The sequence below is a fragment of the Streptomyces sp. NBC_00210 genome (genome assembly GCF_045160975.1).
GTDB lineage: Bacteria > Actinomycetota > Actinomycetes > Streptomycetales > Streptomycetaceae > Streptomyces.
This window is the reverse complement of the sequence record NZ_CP108120.1, coordinates 4,350,013-4,366,019: the sequence shown is the minus strand read 5'-3', so window position 1 is coordinate 4,366,019 and position 16,007 is coordinate 4,350,013. Positions and strand designations below refer to the sequence as shown.

12 protein-coding genes are annotated in these 16,007 nt (G+C 66.9%); 8 read left to right on the top strand and 4 right to left on the bottom strand.

The window, feature by feature from the left end; genetic code table 11:
• Positions 1 to 41 precede the first annotated feature (41 nt).
• Positions 42 to 332, bottom strand: coding sequence for a 30S ribosomal protein S6 (gene rpsF / locus OG729_RS19735; RefSeq protein WP_004950685.1), 291 nt, complete (start codon positions 330 to 332; stop codon positions 42 to 44).
• A gap of 260 nt (positions 333 to 592) precedes the next feature.
• Here rpsF and OG729_RS19730 point away from each other — a divergent pair, with 260 nt between their 5' ends.
• From OG729_RS19730 to OG729_RS19720, 3 genes are all read left to right on the top strand, one after another.
• Positions 593 to 910 carry a hypothetical protein gene (locus OG729_RS19730; RefSeq protein ID WP_405807384.1) on the top strand — a complete coding sequence of 106 codons (318 nt, stop codon included), beginning with the start codon at positions 593 to 595 and terminating at the stop codon, positions 908 to 910.
• A gap of 108 nt (positions 911 to 1,018) precedes the next feature.
• Positions 1,019 to 2,137: a lipid II:glycine glycyltransferase FemX gene (locus OG729_RS19725; protein ID WP_405807383.1), complete on the top strand. Its 1,119-nt coding sequence runs from the start codon at positions 1,019 to 1,021 to the stop codon at positions 2,135 to 2,137.
• A 97-nt stretch (positions 2,138 to 2,234) separates the two neighbouring features.
• A complete protein-coding gene (locus OG729_RS19720) occupies positions 2,235 to 3,266 on the top strand; it encodes an alanine racemase (protein ID WP_360867177.1) in 1,032 nt (343 codons plus the stop codon).
• A gap of 26 nt (positions 3,267 to 3,292) precedes the next feature.
• Here OG729_RS19720 and OG729_RS19715 read toward each other — a convergent pair whose 3' ends face one another.
• The gene (locus OG729_RS19715; RefSeq protein ID WP_405807381.1) at positions 3,293 to 4,813 is read right to left on the bottom strand and encodes a glycosyltransferase family 87 protein; all 1,521 of its coding nucleotides are present in this window, start codon (positions 4,811 to 4,813) and stop codon (positions 3,293 to 3,295) included.
• A 123-nt stretch (positions 4,814 to 4,936) separates the two neighbouring features.
• On the bottom strand, positions 4,937 to 7,636 hold the full coding sequence (locus tag OG729_RS19710; protein WP_405807379.1) for a transglycosylase domain-containing protein: 2,700 nt from the start codon (positions 7,634 to 7,636) through the stop codon (positions 4,937 to 4,939).
• Positions 7,637 to 7,995: 359 nt separating this feature from the next.
• Here OG729_RS19710 and OG729_RS19705 point away from each other — a divergent pair, with 359 nt between their 5' ends.
• The 4 genes from OG729_RS19705 to OG729_RS19690 all read left to right on the top strand — a co-directional run bounded on the left by OG729_RS19705 (position 7,996) and on the right by OG729_RS19690 (position 11,816).
• Positions 7,996 to 8,712, top strand: coding sequence for a helix-turn-helix transcriptional regulator (locus OG729_RS19705; RefSeq protein WP_360867168.1), 717 nt, complete (start codon positions 7,996 to 7,998; stop codon positions 8,710 to 8,712).
• Between the two features lie 59 nt (positions 8,713 to 8,771).
• Positions 8,772 to 9,854, top strand: coding sequence for an inositol-3-phosphate synthase (locus OG729_RS19700; protein ID WP_360867165.1), 1,083 nt, complete (start codon positions 8,772 to 8,774; stop codon positions 9,852 to 9,854).
• A gap of 76 nt (positions 9,855 to 9,930) precedes the next feature.
• A complete protein-coding gene (locus tag OG729_RS19695; protein WP_360867162.1) occupies positions 9,931 to 11,199 on the top strand; it encodes an MFS transporter in 1,269 nt (422 codons plus the stop codon).
• Positions 11,200 to 11,249: 50 nt separating this feature from the next.
• Complete coding sequence (locus OG729_RS19690) at positions 11,250 to 11,816, top strand: hypothetical protein (protein ID WP_405807376.1); 567 nt, start codon at positions 11,250 to 11,252, stop codon at positions 11,814 to 11,816.
• A gap of 118 nt (positions 11,817 to 11,934) precedes the next feature.
• On the opposite strand, the gene OG729_RS19685 is transcribed toward OG729_RS19690, so the two are convergent.
• Positions 11,935 to 13,377 carry a CCA tRNA nucleotidyltransferase gene (locus OG729_RS19685; protein ID WP_360867156.1) on the bottom strand — a complete coding sequence of 481 codons (1,443 nt, stop codon included), beginning with the start codon at positions 13,375 to 13,377 and terminating at the stop codon, positions 11,935 to 11,937.
• A gap of 216 nt (positions 13,378 to 13,593) precedes the next feature.
• Here OG729_RS19685 and OG729_RS19680 point away from each other — a divergent pair, with 216 nt between their 5' ends.
• On the top strand, positions 13,594 to 15,984 hold the full coding sequence (locus OG729_RS19680) for a DUF6049 family protein (RefSeq protein ID WP_405807374.1): 2,391 nt from the start codon (positions 13,594 to 13,596) through the stop codon (positions 15,982 to 15,984).
• The last annotated feature ends 23 nt before the right edge of the window (positions 15,985 to 16,007 follow it).

The window sequence follows — 16,007 nt, the reverse complement described above, 5'->3', positions numbered from 1 at the left end:
GCTTGCTGCTACTCGAACCCGATGACCTCTGAGCTAGGTGCTCAGTGGGTCTCGGGACGGAGGACCTTGGTCCGGAGGACCGACTCGTTCAGGTTCATCTGGCGGTCGAGCTCCTTGACGACCGCAGGCTCGGCCTGCAGGTCGATGACCGAGTAGATGCCCTCGGGCTTCTTCTTGATCTCGTAAGCGAGACGACGACGGCCCCAGGTGTCGACCTTCTCAACCTTTCCGTTGCCCTCGCGGACGACGGAGAGGAAGTTCTCGATCAGCGGGGAGACAGCGCGCTCCTCGAGATCGGGGTCGAGGATGACCATCACCTCGTAGTGACGCATGTGGAACCCACCTCCTTTGGACTCAGCGGCCACGGTCGTTCCGTGGCAGGAGGGTCGTGATGCGTAAGCAACGGTATCCGCCGCCACTGACAATCGCGGAGGATCGTCTTCTGGCCAGGGCAGACACCGGTGCAGACCGTACAGAGTACCCGCAGACGTGCCCCGGGTTGAAATCCGGTGGTCACGGGCCGCACCCTGTACACATCGGGTGTGGGCGGCGTCACAGTGCGCCGCATTCCGGAAACGCCAGGAGGTGCTTCATGGCACAGACAATGCGACCGAACCCCACAGGCTCTCTCTTCGCCACGGACGGCAAACCCCATCCGCTCCAGGACACCCTGATGGTGATGACCCTGGCGCTCGGCGTGCTGTCCTTCGTCACCGCCCAGTTCGACAACCTTCACATCCTCAGCTCCTGGTCCGGACTGATCGGGGTCCTCGCTGGCGCGTACGGCCAGTTCATCTCGGTGACGACCCGTGAACGCTTCCTCCTGATCGTCGGACTCGGCGCCTCTGCCTTCGGCTTCTACCTCGGTATGGCAGACGGTGGGCTCTTCGGTGGCTTGATCGGCTACTAGCCCCGTTCTCCCTCGGCCACGCGGGGCGTTCTCACGGCCCAGTAGGCTTCGGCGCGAGAGCCGGAGCCCCTGTACCCATGGGGACACACCTGCCGAGGAGCGCCCCGCATGAGCCTGACCCTGAGGACCATCAGCCGAGAGCAGCATCTGGCGTACATCCAGACCCTGCCCGCGGCAAGTCACTGCCAGGTCCCGGCATGGGCTGATGTGAAGACCGAATGGCGGTCGGAGAACCTGGGCTGGTTCGACAGGAGCGGTGAGCTGGTGGGCGTGGGCCTGGTGCTGTATCGCCAGCTGCCCAAGATCAAGCGCTATCTCGCGTACCTGCCCGAGGGTCCAGTGATCAACTGGTACGCCCCGAATCTGGACGACTGGCTGCAGCCCATGCTCGCCCACCTGAAGCAACAGGGCGCCTTCTCCGTGAAGATGGGCCCGCCGGTGGTCATCCGCCGCTGGGAGGCACCCGCGATCAAGTCCGGCATCCAGGACCCGGACGTCAAGCGGCTGCGGGACGTCGAGGCGACGCACATCGAGCCGCGGGCGTTCGAAGTGGCCGACCGGCTGCGGAAGATGGGCTGGCAGCAGGGCGAGGACGGCGGCGCCGGCTTCGGCGACGTACAGCCTCGGTACGTCTACCAGGTGCCGCTGGCGAACCGTTCGCTCGACGATGTCCTCAAGGGCTTCAACCAGTTGTGGCGACGCAACATCAAGAAGGCCGAGAAGGCCGGTGTCGAGGTCGTCCAGGGCGGCTACGAGGATCTCGCCGAATGGCAGCGGCTGTACGAAATCACCGCCGTGCGCGACCACTTCCGGCCTCGCCCGCTCTCGTACTTCCAGCGCATGTGGACCGTGCTGAACACCGAGGACCCGAACCGCATGCGGCTGTACTTCGCGCGGCACAACGGGGTGAACCTGTCCGCGGCAACGATGCTGGTCGTCGGGGGGCACGTCTGGTACTCGTACGGCGCGTCCGACAACATCGGCCGCGAGGTCCGGCCCTCGAACGCGATGCAGTGGCGGATGCTGCGCGACGCCTACGCGATGGGCGCGACCGTCTACGACCTGCGCGGCATCAGCGACTCCCTCGACGAGACCGACCACCTCTTCGGCCTGATCCAGTTCAAGGTGGGCACGGGCGGCGAGGCCGTCGAGTACGTCGGCGAGTGGGACTTCCCGCTCAACAAGCTGCTGCACAAGGCGCTGGACATGTACATGTCGCGTCGCTGACGCGGCCGCCGACGGCGCCGTAACCTCGGTCGTAATCTCGTAAATCTCGCACATACCTCTGATACACCGCAGACACCAGAAGGGTTCCGGACCGGCCATGGCGCTCTCCCTCTACGTCGACACCGCGCGCTGGCGGGCGCACCAGAAGTCCGTGATCGACCAGTTCCCCGGCCTCGTACCGGTCTGCAAGGGCAACGGCTACGGCTTCGGTCATGAGCGCCTGTCGGAGGAGGCCTCCCGCTTCGGCTCGGACATGCTGGCCGTCGGCACCACCTACGAAGCGGCCCGGATCAAGGACTGGTTCAGCGGCGACCTCCTCGTCCTCACGCCCTTCAGACGGGGCGAGGAGCCGGTCCCGCTGCCCGACCGCGTCATCCGCTCCGTCTCCTCGGTCGACGGTGTGTACGCACTGGTGGGCGCCCGGGTCGTCATCGAGTGCATGAGTTCCATGAAGCGCCACGGCATCACCGAGCAGGAGCTCGGCCAGTTGCACGCGGCCATCGAGGACGTACGTCTGGAGGGCTTCGCCCTGCACCTGCCGCTGGACCGTACGGACGGTTCCGACGCGGTCGAGGAGGTCATCGGCTGGATGGACCGGCTGCGCGCGGCCCGGCTGCCGCTGCACACCATGTTCGTCAGCCATCTGCGCGCCCAGGAACTGGCCCGCCTCCAGCAGCAGTTCCCGCAGACCCGCTTCCGCGCCCGCATCGGTACGCGGCTGTGGCTCGGCGACCACGAGGCCACCGAGTACCGCGGCGCCGTCCTCGACGTAACCCGTGTCACCAAGGGCGACCGCTTCGGCTACCGCCAGCAGAGGGCGGCATCGGACGGCTGGCTGGTCGTGGTGGCCGGCGGCACCTCGCACGGCGTCGGGCTGGAGGCTCCGAAGGCCCTGCACGGCGTGATGCCGCGGGCCAAGGGCGTCGCCCGCGCGGGTCTCGCGACCGTCAACCGGAATCTGTCGCCGTTCGTCTGGGCAGGCAAGCAGCGCTGGTTCGCCGAGCCGCCGCACATGCAGGTGTCGATCTTGTTCATCCCGTCCGACTCGCAGGAGCCCAAGGTCGGCGACGAGCTGGTGGCACATCTGCGCCATACGACGACCCAGTTCGACCGTCTCGTCGACCGCTGAAGCCGAAGGCCGGGCCGTCAGGCTGACTACTGCGGCTCTCCGGACCCCTGCGAGGGCGTCCCCCAGTCCACCCGCGGACCCTCCACCGCGTGCGCCGCATGCCGTGGCGGATGGGCCCTCCGCCCCAGTACGAAGACGTCGTCGGCCCCGTCGAGCACACCGCCCGACGGGTCGTCCGAGCCGTCCTGGCGTACACCGTCGCGCTCGGGCATCAGGATGTCCCGCACGACCACGGCGCACAGATACAGCGTCCCCAGCAGATGCAGGGCGATCGCCACCTGGTAGCCCTCGGGCGGCAGCCCCTGGTGCTTGGGGCTGGTCGTGTACGCGAGGTACATCCAGATCCCCAGGAAGTACATGACCTCGCAGGCCTGCCAGATCAGGAAGTCCCGCCAGCGCGGCCTGGCCAGCGCGGCAAGCGGAATGAGCCACAGTACGTACTGAGGCGAGTAGACCTTGTTGGTGACGATGAACGCGGCGACGACCAGGAAAGCGAGCTGCGCGAAACGGGGCCGCCGGGGCGCGCCGAGCGTCAGCGCCGCGATGCCCGCGCACGCCAGGATCATCAGCAGTGTCGCGTACGTGTTCACCGACTCGACTTCCAGCGGCTCGCCCGTGCGCTGCGTGATGATCAGCCAGAACGAGCCGAAGTCGACCTGCCGCTCCTGGCTGAAGGTGTAGAACTTCTTCCACCCTTCCGGCGCCATCAGCATCACCGGCAGATTCACCACCAGCCACGCGCCTGCCGCACCGAGCGCCGCAGCGGCGAACTCTCGCCATTTGCCAGCCCGCCAGCACAGCAGGAGCAGCGGGCCGAGGAGCAGTACGGGATAGAGCTTGGCGGCGGTCGCGAGCCCGATGAGGACGCCGAAGGCCAGCGCTCGGCCGCGTGACCACATCAGCATCGCGGCGGCGGTGAGCGCCACGGCCAGCAGGTCCCAGTTGATGGTCGCGGTGAGCGCGAAGGCGGGTGCCAGAGCCACCAGCAGGGCGTCCCAGGGGCGACGGCGGTGTGTGCGGGTCACACAGACGGCGATGACCGCGGTGCAGATCATCAGCATGCCCGCATTGACCAGCCAGTACATCTGCTCCCGGTGCTGCACGGAGCCGCCGGCCAGATCGAGCCAGGAGGCGACCTGCATGAACAGACCCGTCAGGACCGGGTACTCGAGGTACTGCATGTCGCCGGGCAGCCGGTCGAAGTACGGGATGAGCCCTTCGGAGAAACCGCGCCCCACGTAGAGATGCGGAATGTCCGAATAGCAGGCGTGGGTGTACTGGGAGCTGGCACCCCTGAACCAGGCCCAGTTGTAACACGGCAGCTTCTGCACCATGCCAAGCGCAAACATGCCGATGGCCACCAGGGCGACGACGCGTACCGGAGTGAGCCAGCCGCTGTTGCCACGCCAGGCCCAGCGGCCCGCCGGACCGCCGATCAGCTCACTGCCGGACGCGGCGACGGAGTCCCGCCGCGTGGGCCGTACGTCCGGCCGCTCCGGCTGCTCCGGCCGGTCCTGGTACACGCTGATCTCTTCTGCGCTGGGCATGCTGCACATCCTGCCGTACGGGGTGGGGGATACGGCGAGGGCCGCCGCCACCGGATCGCACAGGTGCTGTGCGTGCCGGGTGCGGCGGCCCTCATGGCGCTGCGGGGGTGGAACGGCGGCCCGCTAACTGCTCGTGCCTCCGAAGAAGCCTCCGTTGCCGTTGCCGTTGCCGCCGTTACCGTTCGTGCCTGGTGCTGTCGTCGACGGACTGGTCGTCGGGTCGCCGGTGGGTCCACCGTCGACTCCGCCGTTGCCTGTACCGCCCTTGGTGCCGCAGGTGATGTCCTCCCACGGGTTGCAGGACTGGCTCGGATCGGGGCTGCCGGACGGCGTGGTGGACGGGTCAACCGAAGGCGTCGTCGACGGGGTGCCGGACGGCGTGGTGGACGGCGACGGGGGCGGGCTGGAGGCGCCGCCGCCCCAGATGGCCTCACCATCGATGGACTCGGGCTCCGGGAAGGTCTCCAGCGCGGTGTTCTTGAGCGCTTGCGTCATGTACGTCTGCCAGATCTCCGACGGGAACGACGCACCGTGGATCTTCTTCTGGGCACCGGTTCCGTACATCTCGAGGAACTCGCGCTTCTTGCCGCTCTTCTCGTCGTCGTCCATCCGGTACATGTCGATGGCGGTCGACAGCTGCGGCGTGTAGCCGACGAACCACGCGGACTTGTTGCCGTCGGTCGTACCGGTCTTGCCCGCGACCTGCCGCCCGGGGATCCGGGCGTTCTTGCCGGTGCCCTCGGGGTCGTCGACCACAGACCTGAGCACGTCCGTCACATTGCTTGCGACAGCGGTGGTGAAGGCGCGCTTGGGCTTGATATCGGGCTTGAAGATGGTCTTGCCGCGCTCGTCGACGCGGGTGACGGAGTACGGGTCGCGCTGCTCACCATTGGCCGCGAAGGTCGCGTAGGAGCCGGCCATGCGGATGGCACTGGGGTCGGAGATACCGATCGAGAACGACGGCACATTCGACTTCGAGAGGCTGGACTCGAGCAGCCCGGCCTTGACGGCCGCCGCTCTCACCGTCGGAATGCCAATGTCCATGCCCAGCTGCACGAAGGGCGAGTTGGCGGAGTGGACCATGGCTTCGCGCAGGTCGATGTTCCCGTACGACTCATTGCCGTCGTTGGTCTGCAGCCACTCCTCGTTGTCCTGGTTCCTCCACACGGTGCCGTCGTATTTCTTGATCTTGAGCTTGTTCTTGCCGCTGTACCGGCTCTTGTCGGGGTCGACGATCTTGCGCTCCCCGGGCCCCTGCTCTTCCCCGAGCTTGGGGTCGCGCACACCGTCTTGCATCGCCGCCGCCAGCACAAACGGCTTGAAGGTCGATCCGACCTGGGCACCGGTCTGGTCGGCGTTGTTGGTGAAGTGCTTGGTCGCGTCCACACCGCCGTAGACGGCGACGATCGCCCCGCTCTTCGGGTCGACCGAGGCGCCACCGAACTGGACGTGCGTGTCCGTTTCCGGGCGCTTCTTGGGATTGATATTGGCGTCCCGGACCTTCTTGACCGCGGCCTCGAGCTTCTTGACCCTGTCCTTCTGGAAGGTCGTATGGATCTCGTAGCCGCCCCGCGCGAGCTTGTTGGCGTCGATGCCCTGGTCGTTGTTGTTGAGGAAGTAGGACTTGGCGAGGTCCACCAGATAGCCGACCTGACCGCTCAGCTGGGCGTTCTTCTTGATCGCGTGGGGCTTCGGGAACTTGGTGTACTTGCCCCGCTGTGCGGCGCTGAGATGCCCGTCCTTGACCATTTCGTCGAGGATCCAGTTCCAGCGTTCCTTGGCGCGAGCAAGGTTGGCCTCCGGAGTCGCCGCGGGGTCGATGTCCCTGGCGCCGGCCGGGTCGAAGTAGGTGGCGCCCTTCAGGAGCGAGGCGAGGAACGCGCACTCGTCGGGCTCCAGGTCCTTGGCGTTCTTGCCGTAGTACGTGCGCGCCGCGGCCTGGATTCCGTACGCTCCGCGTCCGTAGTACGAGGTGTTCAGATAGCCGGCCATAATGTCCGGCTTGTCCATGTCCGTGCCGACCTTTATGGAGATGAACAGCTCCTTGAACTTACGGGTCAGGGTCTGGGACTGATCACCGAGCCGCGCGTTCTTCACATACTGCTGGGTGATGGTGGAGCCACCCTGGGTCTGGCCGCCCTTGGCCATGTTGACCAAGGCTCGGCCGATGCCCATCGGGTCGATGCCCGAGTCGGACCTGAACGTCTTGTTCTCGGCGGAGATCACCGCGTTCTGCATGGCGTCGGGGATCTGATCGATACCGACGATCTGCCGGTTGATCTCGCCACCGGTGGCGGCCATCTGAGAGCCGTCCGCCCAGTAGTAGACGTTGTTCTGCGCCTCAGCCGTAGCGTCCGGGTTCGGGACACCCACCATCGCGTACGCAATGGTCGCGGCCGCCATCAGGCTGCCCACGAAGCCCAGGCAGAGGCCGGTGACCAGCTTCCACGACGGGACCCAGCGACGCCATCCGTACTTGTTGTGGCGCGGATAGTCGATGAACCGCGGCTTGGACGGCCGCCCGCCGCGACCGCGGCCCTCATGCCCTCCGCCGCCTCCGCGCCGACCGCCACCCCGGCCCCCGTGGCCGGATCCCGCGCCTTCGTCAACGCGCCGGCGACCACCTCCGCTCCGCTGTGCGGCGCGGCGAGCCTCGGCCCGGCCGACGTGGGGACGCTCCTCGCCGTACGCAGCGGAAGGAGATCCTGAGGTATCGCCCCGGGGCGGGGCCGCGCGGCGGCCAGAAGGCTGCTGGGCGGCGCGTCTGGCCGCGGCACGGCCGCCGCCCTGGGACTGCGGCGGTTTGCGACGGTGCTCGCTCATCGAACGACTACTCCTCGGGCAGGCGAGACGCCTGGAAGCGGCAGTTGAGTTCCGGTCCCCCCGAAATGGATACGGACAAGCCCTGCGAGGGACTCATCCGCTGTGCACCCACGACGATGACGCTCACTGGCGTCACATGGTTCCCGGCGGTGTGCATGGCGCACAGACTACGCACGCTCAAAACCCGCCTAGGGCCGAAGGTCCTCCCAAATCAGGCAACTCGCCCCCCATGAATTGCCGATGTGACGCCGCTCACGATGGCCACTCTTGTCGCAGGAGGTACGTCGTTCTATCGTGCTGATGTATCGAGTCGATACATCAGCACGGCATAAGCGACCGGGACGGCAAGGGAGGCAACAGTGAGCAGGCGCTCCGGCATCCTTGAGTTCGCTGTGCTCGGTCTGCTCCGTGAGGCCCCCATGCACGGGTATGAGCTGCGGAAACGGCTCAATACCTCGCTGGGAATCTTCCGGGCCTTCAGTTACGGAACCCTCTACCCCTGCCTCAAGACGCTGGTCGCCAACGGCTGGTTGATCGAGGAACCGGGCAGCGCTCCCGAGGAAGCGCTGGCCGCTTCACTCGCGGGTCGCCGCGCCAAGATCGTCTATCGGTTGACGGCGGAAGGTAAGGAACACTTCGAGGAGCTGCTCTCCCACACCGGCCCGGACACGTGGGAGGACGAGCACTTCGCGGCTCGCTTCGCCTTCTTCGGGCAGACGGAGCGCGAGGTGCGGATGCGGGTGCTCGAGGGCCGCCGCAGCCGGCTGGAGGAGCGTCTTGAGAAGATGCGCGCCTCCCTGGCACGCACCCGCGAGCGCCTCGACGACTACACGCTTGAGCTGCAGCGACACGGCATGGAGTCCGTGGAGCGCGAGGTGCGCTGGCTGAACGAGCTCATTGAGAGCGAGCGAGCGGGGCGGGATCAGCGACAGTCCTCCCCCGAGAGCTCTGCTCAACAGGACAACACATCTTCAGAGACGGGCGGCCTGCCCCGGCACAGGGGTGCCGAGCCGTACGGGGGCACACCCCCCGGGCACTCCACCCCGCCGGATCCGTCCGACGACACCGCCAAGTGAGGCCCTGCGCTCCGCAGGGTTTCATCCGGAATACCGAGATCACACAGGGAGCAACCGGAATGGGTTCGGTTCGCGTAGCCATCGTCGGCGTGGGCAACTGCGCCGCCTCGCTGGTGCAGGGCGTCGAGTTCTACAAGGACGCCGACCCGGCCGGCAGAGTGCCGGGTCTGATGCACGTCCAGTTCGGCGACTACCACGTCAGCGACGTGGAGTTCGTGGCTGCCTTCGATGTCGACGCCAAGAAGGTCGGCCTCGACCTGGCGGACGCCATCGGCGCCAGCGAGAACAACACCATCAAGATCTGCGACGTGCCGTCCACCGGCGTCACCGTGCAGCGTGGGCACACGCTCGACGGCCTGGGCAAGTACTACCGCCAGACCATCGAGGAGTCCGCCGAGGCCCCGGTCGACATCGTCCAGATCCTCAAGGACAAGCAGGTCGACGTCCTGGTCTGCTACCTGCCCGTCGGTTCCGAAGACGCTGCGAAGTACTACGCGCAGTGCGCCATCGACGCCAAGGTCGCCTTCGTCAACGCCCTCCCGGTCTTCATCGCCGGCACCAAGGAGTGGGCCGACAAGTTCACCGAGGCCGGTGTCCCGATCGTCGGTGACGACATCAAGTCTCAGGTCGGCGCCACCATCACGCACCGCGTCATGGCGAAGCTGTTCGAGGACCGGGGCGTCATCCTGGATCGCACGATGCAGCTGAACGTCGGCGGCAACATGGACTTCAAGAACATGCTCGAGCGTGATCGCCTTGAGTCCAAGAAGATCTCGAAGACGCAGGCCGTCACCTCGCAGATCCGCGACCGCGAGCTGGGCGAGGACAACGTCCACATCGGCCCGTCGGACTACGTGGCCTGGCTGGACGACCGCAAGTGGGCGTACGTGCGCCTCGAGGGCCGTGCATTCGGCGAGGTCCCGCTGAACCTCGAGTACAAGCTCGAGGTCTGGGACTCCCCGAACTCCGCGGGCATCATCATCGACGCCGTGCGCGCTGCGAAGATCGCCAAGGACCGCGGCATCGGCGGCCCGATCCTCTCCGCGTCCTCGTACTTCATGAAGTCCCCGCCGGTTCAGTACTTCGACGACGAGGCCCGCGAGAACGTCGAGAAGTTCATCAAGGGAGAGGTCGAGCGCTAAGCGTTTGCCTGCTCGACCGCGGAGGGTCCCCGGGTTATCCGCCCGGGGACCCTCCGCGTGTGTGACGCTTGATCGCATGCCTGTCGTACGTGACTTGCGCGTACTCCTGCGCCTGACGAATTTCCGGCGGTTGCTGGCTGTCCGGCTGCTCTCCCAGTCGGCCGACGGTGTCTACCAGGTCGCGCTCGCCACGTACGTGGTCTTCTCCCCGGAGAAACAGACCTCACCGGCCGCGATCGCCTCCGCCATGGCGGTGCTGCTGCTGCCGTACTCCGTGATCGGTCCGTTCGCCGGCGTCCTGTTGGACCGCTGGCAGCGCAGGCAGGTCTTCCTCTACGGGAATCTGCTGCGGGCTCTCCTCGCGAGCGGTACGGCCGTGCTGATCCTCGTCTCGGTGCCCGACTGGCTCTTCTACGCCTCCGCCCTGTCCGTTACGGCGGTCAACCGCTTCGTACTGGCGGGGATCTCCGCCTCGCTGCCCCGGGTGGTCGACGCGGACCGACTCGTCATTGCCAACTCTCTCTCGCCGACGGCGGGCACGCTCGCGGCGACCGCCGGCGGCGGGCTGGCCTTCGCCGTGCGGCTGGTGTCGGCGGACTCCGACGCCGCGGTGGTGCTTCTCGGTGCCGTGCTCTACCTCTGCGCCGCGCTTGCCTCCCTACGGATGCCACGTGACCTGCTGGGCCCCGAACCGCAGTTGGTGCAGCCGCGGCTGAGGTCCGCCCTCACCTCCACGGCACGCGGCCTGGCGGGCGGACTGCGGCATCTGGCAGAACGCCGAGCGGCGACCGCTGTACTGATCGCGATGACGGCGATGCGCTTCTGCTACGGCGCGCTGACCGTCATGGTGCTGATGCTGTGCCGGTACGCCTGGTACGAGAAGCAGTCGGACGGCCTGGCTCTGCTGGGCCTGGCCATTCTCATCTCGGGCGCCGGCTTCTTCGCGGCGGCCGTGCTGACCCCTTGGGCGGTCGGCCGGCTCGGCCAATTCGGCTGGGTGGCGGTGTGCGCGGGGACGGCTGCCATCCTCGAACCGGCGCTGGGACTGCCTTTCGAACCCGAGCCGATACTGGTCGCCGCGTTCGTCCTCGGACTGATCACCCAGGGCGCGAAAATCGCCACGGACACCGTGGTGCAGATGTCGGTGGACGACGCCTTCCGCGGCAGGGTCTTCTCCATCTACGACGTGCTCTTCAATGTCGCCTTCGTGGGTGCTGCGGCGATCGCCGCACTCATGCTGCCTCCTGACGGACGGTCGGTTCAGCTAGCCATCGTGGTCGCGGTCATCTACGCGACCGTTGCCGCAACCATGGCCCGTTGGAGTCGTGTTGGCGCGGTGATATAGCGTGCGCGCGTCAAAGACTCGATCGCACACGTTCACTGGGGGACTCCCGCATGACCCATCCGCCTCAGCAGGGCCCAGGCGCGTACGGACACCCTGACCCGTACGCACAGCAGCCTCAGCAGCCGTACCCGCCGCAGCCCGGCTACGGATATCCGCAGCAGCAACAGCCCTACCCGCAGCAGCCGCAGCCGGGGTACGGGCACCCCCAGCAGCCTCAGCAGCCGTACGCGCCGCAGCAGCAGTGGGGCGCGACGCCGCCCCCGCCGCCCCCGTCCGGGCGTGGCGGCCTCGGCATCAAGAACATCCTGAAGATCATCGGCGTGGTCATCGCCCTCATAGTCTTCGCGATCGTCTACTTCACGAGCCAGGACGACGCCGACAAGGCGGAGGTCGGCGACTGCATGCACAACAGCGGCTCCACGATCACTCCCGATCTCCAGGTAGTGAAGTGCGGCGACGCGAAGGCTGATTACAAGGTGGTCGAGGTTCACCCCGACACGACCGACCAAAAGCTCTGCGAAGGCAAGTCCGACGTTGGCTACTTCGAGCAGACGCGCGGCGGCCGGCGCAGCTCGGGCAAGCAGTTCGTACTCTGTCTGAACAAGATCAAGAAGTAGGCACGGAAGCAGCCGCGTACACCGAGGGGCGATGTTTCACGTGAAACATCGCCCCTCACTCGTCGATCCGGCGCCATGTTTCACGTGAAACATGGCGCCGTTTCACGCTCAGCGCCGGTCAGTCCTGCGTCGCCCACCATTCCTTAAGCGCCGCGACCGCCGCATCATGCTCCATCGGCCCGTTCTCCAGACGCAGCTCCAGCAGGAACGCATACGCCTTACCGATCACCGGGCCTGGCCCCACGCCCAGGATCTCCTGGATCTGATTGCCGTCCAGGTCGGGCCTGATTGCGTCCAGCTCCTCCTGCTCCTTCAGCTGCGCGATGCGCTCCTCGAGCCCGTCGTAGGTCCGGGAGAGGGCGATCGCCTTGCGCCTATTGCGTGTGGTGCAGTCCGAGCGAGTCAGCTTATGGAGCCGGCTCAGCAGCGGCCCGGCATCGCGTACGTACCGCCGCACCGCCGAGTCGGTCCATTCGCCCGCGCCGTAGCCGTGGAACCGCAGATGCAGCTCCACCAGTCGCGAGACATCCCTGACCATGTCGTTCGAGTACTTGAGCGCGGTCATCCGCTTCTTGGTCATCTTCGCGCCCACCACCTCGTGATGGTGGAAGGAGACCCGGCCGTCGGACTCGAAGCGCCGGGTGCGCGGCTTTCCGATGTCATGGAGCAGCGCAGCCAGTCGCAGCACCAGGTCGGGCCCGTTCTCCTCCAGGTCGATGGCCTGATCAAGGACGGTCAGAGAGTGCTCGTACACATCCTTGTGCCGGTGGTGCTCATCACTCTCCAGCCGCAGCGCCGGCAGCTCGGTCAGCACATGGTCGGCCAGGCCGGAGTCGACGAGCAGTCCCAGCCCCTTGCGCGGGTGGGCGGAGAGAATCAGCTTGTTCAGCTCGTCACGCACGCGCTCGGCGGAGACGATCTCGATGCGGTCGGCCATATCCTTCATCGCGGTGAAGACCTCTGGGGCGACCTCGAAGTCCAGCTGCGCCGCGAAACGGGCGGCTCGCATCATGCGCAGCGGATCGTCGGAGAAGGACTCCTCCGGCGTACCGGGGGTCCTCAGAACACGCTCGGCCAGGTCCTCAAGGCCGCCGTGCGGATCGATGAACACCTTCTCCGGCAACGCCACGGCCATCGCATTCACGGTGAAATCGCGACGTACGAGATCTTCTTCGATCGAATCACCGTAGGACACCTCGGGCTTCCGCGAGGTCCTGTCGTACGCCTCCGAGCGGTACGTCGTGACCTCGATCTGGTAGCCCTCCTTCTGGCAGCCGACCGTGCCGAACGCGATCCCGACCTCCCACACCGAGTCCGCCCACGGACGGATGATCTTCAGTACGTTCTCGGGACGGGCGTCGGTCGTGAAGTCCAGGTCATTGCCGAGCCGGCCGAGGAGCGCATCCCGGACCGAGCCGCCGACCAGGGCAAGACTGAACCCGGCCTCCTGGAAGCGTCGGGCGAGATCGTCGGCGACAGGCGAGACACGCAGCACTTCGCTGACCGCGCGGCGTTGCACCTGGCTCAGTGCGGTGGAGTTGTCTTCGTTGGCGTTCGGCACAACAGAAAAGGGTACGTGCCGCGGCCCACCCGAGCGTCCCCGTTTTTGGCGGCGCACAGAGTAACCGCTCGCAGCGGCGTTCTCGGCCACCCGGAAGTCTCTTCCGATCATGTGGGGCACTCCGCGGCACTTCGACGCCGCGCACCTCGTTACCATGCGTGGACGCAAGAACCGAGAACCACCACCGGCAGCAGACGACGAGGGACGGGCGAGCGCGTGGCCGACGCGGCAGACTTCCAGGGGATGAGTCCTTCTCCTGCCCGCCGGTGGCTGCGCCGCACAGCCTCCCTGATCCTTGGCGCCCCGCTAGTGGCCGGACTGCTGTGCGGTCCCGCCACACCGGCCGCGCACGCCGCCGAGACCGCCTCGGCCTCGCATACGGTGGATGTGTCCCTCGACACTCTGACGCCGTCAGCCCCTGGGCAGCACGACACGCTCACCGTCTCCGGCTCGGTCACCAATAAGGGCAAGCAGACCGTCACCGACGCCCAGATCGATCTCCGGGTGGGCCCGAGGCTGTCCGGCAGGATCGCGATCGACCGGGCAGCCGAGCAGGCCGGTGATGCCGCGGTCGCCGACGCACCACCCGTCGGCGGCAAGTACAGCGTCAAGATTCCACAGCTCCTCTCCGGCATCAGCCGGGATTTCACGCTCCGGATCCCGGTCGATGAGCTGGAACTCGACGAGGACGGCGTCTACCAGCTCGGTGTCTCCCTGTCGGGCCAGACCCCGGACGAGCCGTTCGATCAGCTCCTGGGCGTCGAGCGGACCTTCCTGCCCTGGCAGCCCGAGGCCACCGAGAAGAAGACGCAGTTCAGCTATCTCTGGCCGCTGATCTCCTCGACCCACCTCACCTCGGAGACCGGTTCGGACGAGCAGCAGACGCCCGTCTTCGAGGACGAGGCGCTGGCTGGGGAGCTCGCCCCGGGAGGGCGGCTGGACCAGCTTGTCTCGCTCGGCAACACGCTACCCGTCACCTGGGTCATCGACCCGGATCTGCTGGCCACCGTCGACGCGATGACCAGGAACTACCAGGTCAAGAACGGGAACACCACGGTCGCGGGCAAGAACCAGGCTCTCGCGAAGCGGTGGCTGAGCGCCGTCGAGGCCGCGGTCCAGGGCCGCAAGGTGGTCGCGCTTCCCTTCGCCGACCCTGATCTGGCGTCCCTGGCACACCGCGGCAAGAACGTCTCCGGATCCCTCAGCCATCTACAGCCGGCCACCAAGGTCGCCGAGACGACCGTGGAGACGATCCTCCATGTGAAGCCGTCGATCGACTTCGCCTGGCCCGTTGACGGTGCCATCGACTCCTCGATCGTGGATGTCGCCACCTCGGCCGGCGCCCACAAGGTGATCGCCCGCAGTGACAGCCTGCGGGACGACCTGTCGTACACGCCCAGCGCTGCCCGGCCGATCGGCGGCGGGACAACGGCGGTGGTCGCCGATTCCCGGCTCTCCACGGCCTTCGCGGGCGAAATGATCAACACGGAGAATTCTACGCTCGCGGTCCAGAAGTTCCTGGCCCAGACACTTGCTCTGACCCTCCAGGACCCGGACAACCAGCGGAGCATCGTCGTCGCCCCGCAGCGGATGCCCACCGCGTCCCAGGCGCAGTCCATGGCACGTGCGCTGCAGGCCCTCGACGGTCAGCGCTGGACGCAGCCGCTCGACCTGGTCGCGGCGGCGGGCGCCAAGCCGGACGCCAGTGCCACGACCAAGGTGCCCGGCACCTCCCGGTACCCCGGGCATCTGCGCAAGCAGGAGCTGCGGATCCAGGCGTTCCGAGACATCAGGAACACGCAGAACACCCTCGACAACTTCAAGGTCATCCTCACGGCGCAGGACCGGGTGGAGACCCCCTTCGGCCGGGCGATCGACCGGGAGATGTCTACTTCCTGGCGAGGCAAGCCGGTGGAGGCCAAGGAGTACCGCGACCAGGTACGGGCCTATCTGCGGAGCCTCACCGAAGAGGTGCAGCTGATCGAGAAGTCGGCCATCACGCTCTCGGGACGCAGCGCGACGATCCCGGTCACCGTGCAGAACAGGCTGGTCCAGGGAATCGACCATCTGGTCCTGCGGCTTACCTCGGACAACCCCACTCGCCTCAACCTCGACCACGACAAGGGCACCGCCGAGCAGCCGATCAAGGTCGAAGGGGGCCACAGCCAGTCGGTGAAGTTCGCAGCGTCGGCCAATGCCAATGGCCCCGTGAAGATGACGGCACAGCTCTTCACCGAGGATGGCAAGCCGTACGGCGATGCCATGGAGTTCACGGTGAAGGTCTCGGAGATCACCCCTACTGTGATGCTCGTCATCGCGGGTGGGGTCCTGCTGCTCGTCCTCGCAGGCATCAGGATGTACAGCCAGCGCAAGCGCGCGGCAGCCCGCGATGCGATCGCGAGTGATGCAGACGGGTCTCAGGAGCTGGGAGACTCGGATGACTCCGCCGACGCTGATGACGCGGACGGCTCCGACGACTCCGACGAGACTGAGGACGCCGAGGGTGGCATCGACAGCCCCGATCCCGGGCAGGCGAGTGACCCGACACCGGACACCGGACCGGAAAGCGGCGACCCGTCCGGCACTGGTGAGAAAGTGGACCGTTGAGCGATGTCGTGGCCGGTCGGCCG